Genomic DNA, 10,986 nt, shown 5'->3' with positions numbered 1-10,986 from the left:
AATTCCTTACAGCCTAGCGTCAGCCTCTGGGTAGATATTTTTTATATCGTAAACTAAATGGCCTTTTAAATTTAGCTTTTTAAACTCATTGTGAGCTACGGCGATCACTATGCAGTCATAGTCATCTAGGTTATACTCTTTCACTAGATCAAAGCCGTACTCGTGTTTTACCTCAGCACTATCAGCCCAAGGATCGGTCACATCGACCTTGCAGCCAAAGTCTTTTAGCTCATCAACCACGTCTATAACGCGAGAATTTCTTATATCTGGGCAGTTTTCTTTAAATGTCATACCAAGAACAAGCACGCGGGCTTTGTTGATAAGCACACCTTTTCTTATCATTAGTTTTATAACCTGATCAGCTGCGTATCTGCCCATATCATCGTTTATACGGCGACCTGCTAGGATCATTTCAGGGTTGTAGCCTACCTCTTGAGCTTTGTGAGTGAGGTAGTATGGATCTACGCCGATGCAGTGACCGCCAACTAGTCCTGGGCGGAAATTTAAGAAATTCCACTTCGTACCTGCAGCCTCAAGCACGTCGATAGTGTTTATGTGAAGCTTTTCAAAGAGCATCGCAAGCTCGTTTATAAAGGCGATGTTGATGTCGCGTTGGGTGTTTTCGATAACCTTTGCGGCCTCGGCTACTTTGATGCTTGAAGCTTTGTGAGTGCCAGCTGTGATGATAGAGCGGTAAATTTCATCGACCTTCTCAGCGATCTCTGGAGTTGAGCCACTTGTGATCTTTTTGATCTTTGTCACTGTGTGCTCTTTGTCGCCTGGGTTTATGCGCTCTGGAGAGTAGCCGCAGAAGAAGTCTTTGTTAAATTTAAGCCCACTCTTTTCAAGAAGTGGCACGCAAATTTCTTCTGTAACGCCTGGATAAACGGTGCTTTCATAGACAACAATGTCGCCTTTTTTAAGCACTTTTGCCACGCTCTCAGTCGCTTTTACCACTGGAGTTAGATCAGGGCGTTTGTTCTTATCTATCGGAGTTGGGACGGTTACGATGAAGAAGTTGCAACTTCTGATGTCATCTAAATTTAGACTAAATTTCATGCCATTATCGATCGCTTTTTTCATCTGCTCGTTGCTAAGCTCAAGCGTTCTGTCATAGCCACTTTTAAGCTCTTCTATACGTTTTGCATTTACGTCAAAGCCGACTACTTCGTACTTTTCACTAAAAGCTGCTGCTAGTGGAAGTCCCACATATCCAAGTCCTACTACTGCTATTTTCATTTACTTTTTCCTTTCTTTTTTTGCTTCTATCTTTTTTACGCGTTCATACATTCTTATTTCCGCACTTACACCTTTTGGAGTTATGATTCTAATAGGGCTAACGCCTGGTAAAATTTTAGTGAGCTCATAATAAACCCGCCTCTTTTTCTTTCCGTCCTTGCAGAGCATCATCGTTTGCGCCAGCTCATCCCCGCCGCTAAATTCGTAATAAATCCCGCGTGCGTCCTCTTTTTGTTCAAGCTTTCCGCCGAGTAAAAAGGCGAAGTTGCAGTCGATTTCTATTTCTTTAAAAAACGCGACTTCGTATTTAAAATAATCAGGCGGCATCTTTGAGATAGGTAGCTCAAAAATATTTTCCTCGGTTTTAGTCGCATTTTCGCCTGCCAAAAGTGCAAAGGGAAGCATGCAAGCTGCGATAAAAAGTAAAATTTTTCTCATGCCTTTACTCCGATTTGAAAATACTTAAATCCATGCTCAGCTAAAATTTTAGCGTTGTATTGGTTACGTCCGTCAAATATAACGGCATTTTTTAGCCTCTCTTTGATCTCCATAAAATCAGGTGATCTAAACTCGCTCCACTCGGTTACAAGCACCATAGCATCGGCGCCATTAAGAGCGTCATATTTATTTTTAGCATATTTTACATCTAAATTTGGCATATATTTTTTAGCTTCTTCGCTTGATTTTGGATCATACGCCACCACTTTTGCGCCAGCTTCGTCTAAAAGTTTTATCAAAGTTAGCGAGCTAGCTTCGCGCATATCGTCTGTGTTTGGCTTAAACGCAAGCCCCCAAAGCGCAATCGTCTTGCCCTTTAGATCGCCGCCAAAGAAGTTATAAATTTTATTAAATAGCACTCTTTTTTGAGCCTTATTTCTTGACTCGACCGCGTTTAAAAGCTCTGGCTCAAATCCGTTTTGTCTAGCGGTGTATATAAGCGCCTCGACGTCTTTTGGAAAGCAGCTGCCGCCGTATCCGCAGCCAGGATAGATGAAGCTATATCCGATCCTCGAGTCGCTGCCGATACCTTTTCTTACTAAATTTACATCAGCGCCCACGCGTTCGCAGATATTTGCTATCTCGTTTATAAAGCTTATTTTGGTTGCCAGCATCGAATTTGCAGCGTATTTTGTCATCTCGGCTGACTTTACATCCATACAAATGAGCCTGTCGTGATTTTTCATAAATGGCTCATAAAGCTCTCTCATCACGCTAAAGCCCCACTCACTACTAGCTCCGATAACCACGCGATCTGGCTTTAAAAAATCCTCAACCGCAGCGCCCTCTTTTAAAAACTCTGGGTTTGAAACGACTTCAAATTTAACCTCTACATTTCTCTTTTTAAGCTCAGTCTCGATCACCTCGTGCACCTTAGCTCCAGTGCCCACTGGAACGGTTGATTTATCAACTACGATTAGCGGTTTGCTTAAATTTTCTCCGATAGATTTAGCAACTGAAAGCACATATTTTAAATCCGCCTGTCCATCAGCGCCCATAGGCGTACCAACTGCGATAAATAGCACATCCACATGCTCCAGCGCCTCAGCTATCTGCGTACTAAATTTAAGCGAGCCATTTTTGTAGCACTCACTTACGATATCAGCAAGCCCTGGCTCATATATCGGTACGACGCCGTTTTTTAGTGCCTCGATCTTTTTGCTATCGACATCGACACAGATCACGCTATTGCCCATCTTAGCAAAGCATGCGCCACTTACTAGCCCAACATATCCAGTTCCAATCACAGCTACTTTCATGCTTATCCTTAAATTTTCTTTTCCCACTCAAGGGCGGTTTTTATGATGAGAGCTAGATCATCTCTTTTTGGCTTCCAGCTTGTTAGCGAGCGCAGTTTGCTTGCGTTTGAGATAAGAATAGCTGGGTCGCCGTCCCTTCTTGGCGCATTTAGCACCTTAAAATTTACCCCACTCACCTCTTTTGCGGTCTCGATGACCTCTTTTACGCTAAATCCTCTGCCGTATCCCACGTTAAAAGTTTCACTTCCATTTTGACCGATATACTCTAGCGCTCTTATGTGAGCGTCTGCTAGGTCACTAACGTGAATGTAGTCTCTTACACATGTACCATCTTTTGTCGCGTAGTCATCGCCAAAGATGCCCATACTCTCGCGCTTGCCAAGTATAGTTTGCACAGCTACTTTGATAAGGTGCGTGGCATTTGGATAGTTTTGACCGATCAGCCCCTCTTCGTCTGCGCCTGCTACGTTAAAGTAGCGTAAAATCGCAAATTTAAAATTTTCATTTGAAGCGGCGTAATCTTTAATGATCTGCTCGCTCATAAGCTTACTTCTGCCGTATGGATTTATCGGGTTTGTAGGCGTTGTTTCGCTCACCTCCGCCACGTCTGGCTCGCCATAAACTGCGGCAGTTGAGCTAAATATAAATTTATTTACATTGTAAGCTTTTGCGTATCTTAGCACCCTTGCGACGTTTGCGGTGTTGTTTAGATAGTATTTTAGTGGCTCACTCATACTCTCAAAAACCTCTATAAACGCTGCAAAATGGATGATCGCATCAAATTTGCCATTAGCAAAAATTTCACTTAGGTCATCTTCTAGATTTGCGTTTATAAATTTAAAATTTCCGATTTTTTGAAGTGCCTCAAGTGCTTTTTGTGAGCCTTTGCAGAGATTATCGATGATGGTTATCTCATCTTTACCTTGCCTTAAAAGTGCTTTTACTACGTGGCTGCCGATGTATCCAGCACCACCTGTTACTAAAATTTTCAAGTTTAAGCCTTTCGTAAAAAGTGGTTAATTTTATCAAAAATAGGGTAAAGCAAAAGTAAAGCAAGGCTTTTGAATAAATTTTAATCTTCTCTAACCCTTAAAAATATTGGAAATCTTGGCTTGCCATTGGCTGTTAAATTTTGAAATTTATATGTGATGATGGAGCCTATCTTTGGGGGATTTCGGCGCTTTTCATCGCTTAGTCCTGAGCCTATTTTAAAGATAGTGCCAGGTTTTGGCTCGCCAGCTTTTTCTTCTTTATCTTTGCCGCCAAGCGCCTTGCAAGTAAGCGAGCCAGCAGCTTTTGAATATTTACCGCTACCTTTATTTATAGCGATTATTTTGCACTCGGCATCTTTAAATTTTTTAAATTTCAGTGCATTTTTGCTTCTTTTTCGCTCGTACGGCGTATTTGGGTCACGCACGACTGCTCCCTCTCCGCCTTTTGCAATAATGTCCTCTGTAAATTTTAAAAATTGAGCGTTATCACGCATTTTTATCTGTTTTATGATGATCAAATTTTCATTTGGCTCATTTTTTAGAAATTTAGCCAGAACTTCAAGCCTATCAAGCAAGCCACCACTTGCCTCTGGCACATCAAAAATATGAAATTTTAACCTCTGCCAAGCTTTTTCATTGGGTAGCTTATCCATCACGGTCGCTTGAATTTCTTCAAACTTAAGTTCCTTTGCGTAAAGCTCGCCATCGAGTGCAAATTTTGGGAAATTTTTAGTAAAACTTCGCGGTGTATTCAGCTTTTTGCCCTGTCTTAGAGCAAATTCTCTCCGTCCCAGTAGGCACGCACGCCATCAAGTTTCTCGCTAGCTAGCCAGCCACTGACATTTTGATCTTTATACTCACTAAGGCGCAGCAAATCAAGAGAAAATGCAAAATTTAAAAGGAGTAAAACCGCAAAAATTATTCTAATCAAGCTTTTGCCTTGCAAAAACAATAATCCATATGATCATCTACAACGCCCACACTTTGCAAAAATGCATAGGTGCTAACAGAGCCTAAAAATTTAAACCCTCGCTTTTTTAGCTCCTTTGCCACAAAGTCTGACATAGGCGTAGTGGCTGGCACTTGTTTGATATCTTGATAGTGATTTATGATCTGCTTGCCGTCAAATTTGGGATCAAATTTTCTTAGCAAATACCCCCACAAATAGTTATAAAAGCTGCCAAATTCTTTGGTTACTGATAAAAATGCAAAGGCGTTTGCAGAAAGCGATTTTAGTTTTAATCTGTTGCGAATCAACCTCTCATTTTGCATAAATTTCGCTATTTCATCCTCACCGTAAAATTTGATCTTCTCTGGATCAAAGCCGTCAAACGCCTCTCTCATAGCCTCTCTTTTTTGAAGCACTCCATGCCACGAAAGTCCAGCCTGAAAGCCTTCCAGAACTATCATTTCAAAAAATTTTCTATCATCTTTTACGACTTTGCCCCACTCGTTATCGTGGTAAGCTATATCAAGCTCGCCTTTTGCCCATTCACATCGCCTCATTTGCTTTCCTTAAATTTTAACTCCGTAAAACTCGCAATACCACTCGACAAATTTGGCCACGCCGTCGTTTACTTTTGTATTTGGCTTGTAGTCAAAGTCAGCCACCAAATCGCTCACATCAGCAAATGTTGCCGGCACGTCGCCTGCTTGAAGTGGGAGGAAATTTTTCTTAATCTCACGGCCTATCTTTATCTCAACCGCCTTTATGTAGTCCATGAGCTCGACTGGGCTGTTGTTGCCGATATTATAGACCTTAAACGGCGCTTTTGAAGTGGCAGGGTCTGGGTGCTTCGCATCCCAAGCTGGATTTGGCTTAGCAGGGTTGTCGATGCATTTTATGATGCCCTTTACAATGTCGTCCACGTAGGTAAAGTCACGCTTCATCTTGCCGTAGTTAAAGACATCAATGGTTTTATCTTTAAGCGCTGCATCAACAAACAAAAATAGCGCCATATCAGGGCGTCCCCATGGTCCATACACCGTAAAAAAGCGAAGTCCAGTCGTTGGCACATTAAATAGATGACTATAAGTGTGCGCCATCATCTCGTTGCTCTTTTTGGTCGCTGCGTAGAGACTTATAGGGTGATTTACCGCCTCGTGCGTAGAAAATGGCATGTTCTCATTTAGTCCATAAACCGAGCTAGAGCTTGCATAGACTAAATTTTTGATCTCATTGTGGCGGCAACACTCTAGGATATTCACAAAGCCTGTGATGTTGCTATCTATGTAAGCTTTTGGGTTTATTAACGAGTAGCGAACGCCAGCTTGTGCGGCTAAATTTACCACTACGTCAAATTTTTCTTTGCTAAAAAGCTCTTTCATTGTCTTTTCATCAGCGAGGTCGGCTTTTATAAATTTTAAATTAGGATGCGTCTTTGAGGCGATCAGCTTACCATAATCTATCTCACTAACATCAAAGCCAGCCGTTTTTAGGCGTGCAAGCTTTAAATTTACGTCGTAATAGTCATTTATCACGTCATACCCAACAACCTCATCGCCACGTGCCACAAGGGCATTAGCAAGATGAAATCCTATAAATCCAGCTGTTCCAGTTACTAAAATTTTCATATTTTTCCTTTCATTTTTGGCTTATTTTAGTGCAAAAATGTAAATTTACGTATTTAGATCAGGGTAGTCCCAAGCGTTAAATTCAGCTCTTAAGTCGTCATTTTTCCAACCTTTGCAACATAACCACTCAAGCCCTGCACGTCTTTCCATAACGACCTCTTCGTCAAGTCCAGCAACCTTTTTACCATTTATCCTAGCATTTACACACGCCCAGTGATAACGATAAACTAGGTCAAGTTTGCTTAAAATTTCATCCAAACTGCGCAGTTTTGAGCGGTTTTTGAGCCCACCCTCTCTAAAAACATTCATCACAAACTCGCAGTCACAAATTTTATCCATCTCACCGATATCTTTAGCTATGCCAAGCGCCCAAAGCAAGATCCAAAGCGACTCATACTTCCAGCCCATATTTACGGCCAAATTTATATCGGCTCTGCCCTCTACGACCTCTTTTTCTTTTACACTTAGATCATCATAAAAATCGCCCAAAAAGTCTTTAGCCCAAGCTATCTCATCTTCACTTAAGTGGCCATTGTCGCGGATAGTGCAAGCGCACATGATCGCTGTAAATGAGCAAACCGCACGAGCAATGATCTCATCAACGCTTCTTGGCGTAACTTCACTATTGTCATACCTTAGTGGTAGACTCTCAAGCACAGCCACACCCTCTTTTTTTAAAATTTTTATACTCTCATCTTTTCTTTGTTGCGCTGTTTTTGGCATATCCGCACCCTTTTTAAAAATATCAAACACTCCCATTTTTACCCAAAAAACTCAGCGTTAAATTTCTCTTCGTTAAAATTTTTACCTAAAAATTTACAGGCTTCGATCATATCAGTTCTTGCTATTTCAAAGCAACTCGTAGCCCCAGGGCTTGGAGTCATATTAAAACTTATGCCCTCGCCTGTGCTTATCTTGCCCTCGCCAAGCTCAAGGCACTTTTTATTACGGTCGATAACTTGCGGTCTTACGCCGCCAAAATTTATAGCATAGCTTAGGTCATTTTCACTTAGGCTTGGTACGATCTTTCTAGCATCTTTTACAAATTCTTTTTTATTGATAAATGGCACTTCAAATAAGAAATTTCTTAAAATATAAGATCTGATGTCGCTATCTTTTAAGAGATTTGTAAAGACTTCAAAGACATTTTTATCAAATTTTAGGCATTTACAAAAGTCAAAAAAGCTTGAACAGCCGTGGTATCTCTCTAGTTTTGGTATGACAAGAGCTGTTGGGCCAAAGCGGGTGTTTCCATTAGCTAGGATATCTGGATCGCCGTGAAGAGCGGCAAATGGTAGCTTATCGTTTTGCACCATATAAACTTTGCCATTTAGCAGGCGTTTTTTTGCGAAATAAAAGCTTCCAGCAACGGGCAGCGTGCTAAGATGAAGCCCATAACCCATCTTGTGAGCTAAAAATAGCGAATGCCCTCCAGCATCTACTACGACGTAGTTTGCAGTGATCACTTCGCCATCATTTATCTTTATGTGAAATGTATCACCCGCCTTTTTTATATCAGTTACTTCTGAGTTTAGACTGATCTCGTAGCCATCTCCGCCTAAATTTAGCGCATTTTGCACAAGTGAGTTTGCTAAGCCACCAAAGTCCATCGTCGTAAACTGCCCATTTTGCGTGCCTATGGCGATGATGTTTTCTGGCCTCTCATTGCCATTTGCGTCAAAAACGACGTTTGGCTCGATTTGTTTTAACTTCTCTTTGTCATAAATTTCAAGATAAGGAAAAAGCTCTTTAAAACTCTCATATCTCTCTTTCATGCACTCTACTTCGGCATCTCCGATAGCTAGTGCCATCTTTTGATGAGCGAACATATATTTGCCATCAAGATTGTATTTTAGAGCATATTTTACTGGCATATTTGCCACACGAGAGACTTTTTTTGCTTTTTCTAGTGTGTAGTTTGTCTCGATATCGCCACAATGAATGGTTTGTGAGTTGCCTTTGCCGTTTGAATTTAGAGTAGCTACGCCGTCATATTTTTCTAAAAGTGCGACCTTTTTTATATCACTAAATGCAGCCAACTCATAAAAGAGCGCCGTCCCACTAATGCCTGCTCCGACAATTACCACTTCAAAGTGCTTCTGCCTCATTTTTTCTCCCAAAAAGTTTAGTCGCCAAAATGATACTATATTAATTTTAAAACAAACAGCATAGTGAAAAAAGCTAGAATTTTTATATAAAAGAGAAATTTGGCAAGGCTCTCACCTTGCCTTGAAGTTAAAATTTATAAGATACGTTTACTTTGAAATTTCTACCCGGCTCCCAGTCTACATAGTCTGGATTGCCTGTATAATCAGCCATTCTTTGAGACTGCGAAGCATAAGTTTTATTAAAGAGGTTGTAAATTCCAGCATTTATCTCTAGCCCTTTAAATTTGCCGCTACTTGGCGTATAGCTAGCATAGATGTCGCTAACTGCATAGCTTGGTATCTTGGCATTTTCACTATCGCCAGCTGATATGGTATTTTTTGAAGCGAAGTAGATTAGGTTGTAGCCTATTAGCGTATCGATGCTAGAAAATGCGTACTCTGCGTTAAATGTGTATTTATCGCCCTGATCGCGGTAGCCGATGATGTTTGAGGTGTAGTAGCCGCCACTTGCCTTAGCAACCCTATCTTTATATTTTACATTTTGATGAGTGTAGCTAGCAGCTAGGCTTAGTGCGTCTAAATTTAGCCTTGCAAGTAGCTCGACGCCACTTATATCAGCTCCACCAGCGTTTATACGTCTGGATATAGTTATTCTATTTGGCGGCGTTCCAGTCACATAAGAGCCATTATCTACGATTAAGTTTTTATATTTTGTCATGAAGTATTTTGCAGAGAGGCTATATGAGCTAGCTTCGCTTATATCGCCATGATATTTAAGACCAGTTTCATAGCTATTACCAGTCGTTGCTTTTAGATCTTTATTTGCTTCAAAATTTTTTGCTCTACTAGCATACATAGACTCCATGACATCAGGCCCTCTAAAGACTCTTGCATAGCTTGCAAAAGCGTTAAGACCTTTAAGTATCTCATAATCAAGTGCAAGTGCTGGGGTAAATTCATTGTATTTATAAGTGTAGCTCTTTACATTTCCGGCTCTACCATCGTAGCTTTTTAGCTCGTGATGAGTGTATCTGATACCAGGAGTAACGGTTAGTGAGCTAAAATTTAGCGCATCTTCTGCGTAGATAGAGTAGTTATTTACCTTTTCTGGGTAATGATTGTCTGGTTTGTTGAAATTTTTACTTTGGTAAAACTCAGCGCCGTATCTAAGCGTCTGCGTCAAAGTGCCGGTCTCGACTATACTCTTAGCCTTTGCATTTATACCGTTTGTTTTTACGCCTAAAATTTTTAAGACCGGGTCATCTTTTTTATGCTCGGTATTGTATACCGTTACATCTAAATTTAGAAGATTGCTTGGTTTGTACTCGTATTTTAGCGTTGTAGTATCACGTTCATATTTTCGGTTATCAACAGGAAATTGACCAGTATACCAGCTGCCAAACTCGGCTCTCATCGGATACATGCCCTTAAATTCATTGTGCTCTCTTGAGATAGAAATCCTATGCGCGTCAAGGAAGCTGTAACCAAGCTTTAAAAGATAGCTAAGGTCGTTTCCGTCGCCGCCTATCTTTCTTTTGTTGCCGCTTTTGCCGTAGTCGTAGCCCTTGTGATTAATAGCGGCTATAAAATCAAGCCCTTCAATAGGTGCGGTAAAGATCATAAGACCTTGCGAAAATTCGCTGTTATTTGAGGCGTAGCCCGTTTTGATTTTTGCGCCGATGATCTCACCACTTTCTAGCAAGTCTTTTGCATCAACCGTTTTAAAGGCGACCGAACCGCCAAGTGCGCCTGAGCCATTTACCACTGATCTTGAGCCAACCTCGACATCGACTGCTTTTATAAGATCTGGATCGATCAGCAAGTCGGCGTTGTGGTGAAATGTATTTCCGTTTTGTTTTGCGCCATCTACCGTGATATTTAGACCGCGATCGCTAACGCCCCTCATATAAATTTTTTGATTCATGCCGTTCGTTCCGCCTACATAAATGCCAGGAATATCTCTCATCACGTCTTTTACTAGGCTAGCATTTCTAGTTGAAATTTTGATGTCATCAACGCCGTATCCGCCACTGCTACTTGTTACCTCAACTCCGCTTAATACGCTCTCGTCTGCCCCATTTGCACAAACTGCTATGCTTGCCGCAAGAGAGAGTTTAAATAAGCTTTTAAATCTCATATTTTCTCCTAATTTGGTTATTAAAATTACTATTTTAATTTTATAGCATAATTTTGAGATTGAATATTATAATTTTAAATATAAATTTTGGATGAATTTTCGGGTTTTTAGACAAAAATATAAATTATTTTTAAATTTTTAATTGTCCATTAATTTAATTAAATTCTGATATAAAGGAC

Annotated in this window: 9 protein-coding genes and 1 pseudogene; all 10 read right to left on the bottom strand. The window is 40.6% G+C overall.

What is annotated here, in order from left to right:
• Window positions 1–6: 6 nt before the first annotated feature.
• Entirely contained in the window at window positions 7–1,239 is a 1,233-nt protein-coding gene (locus tag FZ949_RS02470) for a nucleotide sugar dehydrogenase (RefSeq protein WP_103580004.1), read from the bottom strand.
• The gene (locus tag FZ949_RS02465) at window positions 1,240–1,677 is read right to left on the bottom strand and encodes an ecotin family protein (RefSeq protein ID WP_103580005.1); all 438 of its coding nucleotides are present in this window, start codon (window positions 1,675–1,677) and stop codon (window positions 1,240–1,242) included.
• On the bottom strand, window positions 1,674–2,996 hold the full coding sequence (locus FZ949_RS02460; RefSeq protein WP_103580006.1) for a UDP-glucose dehydrogenase family protein: 1,323 nt from the start codon (window positions 2,994–2,996) through the stop codon (window positions 1,674–1,676). Before FZ949_RS02460 ends, FZ949_RS02465 begins: the two co-directional genes overlap by 4 nt.
• 8 nt (window positions 2,997–3,004) lie before the next feature.
• Window positions 3,005–3,988 carry a UDP-glucose 4-epimerase GalE gene (gene galE, locus FZ949_RS02455; protein WP_103580007.1) on the bottom strand — a complete coding sequence of 328 codons (984 nt, stop codon included), beginning with the start codon at window positions 3,986–3,988 and terminating at the stop codon, window positions 3,005–3,007.
• Window positions 3,989–4,068: 80 nt separating this feature from the next.
• A pseudogene (locus FZ949_RS02450) lies at window positions 4,069–4,916 on the bottom strand (DNA ligase).
• Entirely contained in the window at window positions 4,916–5,494 is a 579-nt protein-coding gene (locus FZ949_RS02445) for a DNA-3-methyladenine glycosylase I (RefSeq protein ID WP_103580008.1), read from the bottom strand. The pseudogene FZ949_RS02450 and the gene FZ949_RS02445 overlap by 1 nt, the downstream one beginning before the upstream one ends.
• 9 nt (window positions 5,495–5,503) lie before the next feature.
• On the bottom strand, window positions 5,504–6,562 hold the full coding sequence (locus FZ949_RS02440; protein WP_103580009.1) for an NAD-dependent epimerase: 1,059 nt from the start codon (window positions 6,560–6,562) through the stop codon (window positions 5,504–5,506).
• Between the two features lie 45 nt (window positions 6,563–6,607).
• On the bottom strand, window positions 6,608–7,285 hold the full coding sequence (locus tag FZ949_RS02435; RefSeq protein ID WP_234401468.1) for a DUF4272 domain-containing protein: 678 nt from the start codon (window positions 7,283–7,285) through the stop codon (window positions 6,608–6,610).
• A 38-nt stretch (window positions 7,286–7,323) separates the two neighbouring features.
• Complete coding sequence (locus FZ949_RS02430; protein WP_107952806.1) at window positions 7,324–8,670, bottom strand: FAD-dependent oxidoreductase; 1,347 nt, start codon at window positions 8,668–8,670, stop codon at window positions 7,324–7,326.
• A gap of 127 nt (window positions 8,671–8,797) precedes the next feature.
• Window positions 8,798–10,807, bottom strand: coding sequence for a TonB-dependent receptor domain-containing protein (locus FZ949_RS02425; RefSeq protein ID WP_148790089.1), 2,010 nt, complete (start codon window positions 10,805–10,807; stop codon window positions 8,798–8,800).
• Between the last annotated feature and the right edge of the window lie 179 nt (window positions 10,808–10,986).

Origin of the sequence: Campylobacter concisus (assembly GCF_902460545.1) — a bacterium.
GTDB classification, from domain to species: domain Bacteria; phylum Campylobacterota; class Campylobacteria; order Campylobacterales; family Campylobacteraceae; genus Campylobacter_A; species Campylobacter_A concisus_AE.
This window is presented reverse-complemented; position numbering and strand designations above follow the sequence as displayed.

Excerpts from the sequence above, each read along its gene's own strand:
- FZ949_RS02470 (WP_103580004.1), bottom strand. The coding sequence starts at position 1,239 with ATGAAAATAGCAGTAGTAGGACTTGGATATGTGGGACTTCCACTAGCA.
- FZ949_RS02465 (WP_103580005.1), bottom strand. The coding sequence starts at position 1,677 with ATGAGAAAAATTTTACTTTTTATCGCAGCTTGCATGCTTCCCTTTGCA.
- FZ949_RS02460 (WP_103580006.1), bottom strand. The coding sequence starts at position 2,996 with ATGAAAGTAGCTGTGATTGGAACTGGATATGTTGGGCTAGTAAGTGGC.
- FZ949_RS02445 (WP_103580008.1), bottom strand. The coding sequence starts at position 5,494 with ATGAGGCGATGTGAATGGGCAAAAGGCGAGCTTGATATAGCTTACCAC.
- FZ949_RS02440 (WP_103580009.1), bottom strand. The coding sequence starts at position 6,562 with ATGAAAATTTTAGTAACTGGAACAGCTGGATTTATAGGATTTCATCTT.
- FZ949_RS02435 (WP_234401468.1), bottom strand. The coding sequence starts at position 7,285 with ATGCCAAAAACAGCGCAACAAAGAAAAGATGAGAGTATAAAAATTTTA.
- FZ949_RS02430 (WP_107952806.1), bottom strand. The coding sequence starts at position 8,670 with ATGAGGCAGAAGCACTTTGAAGTGGTAATTGTCGGAGCAGGCATTAGT.
- FZ949_RS02425 (WP_148790089.1), bottom strand. The coding sequence starts at position 10,807 with ATGAGATTTAAAAGCTTATTTAAACTCTCTCTTGCGGCAAGCATAGCA.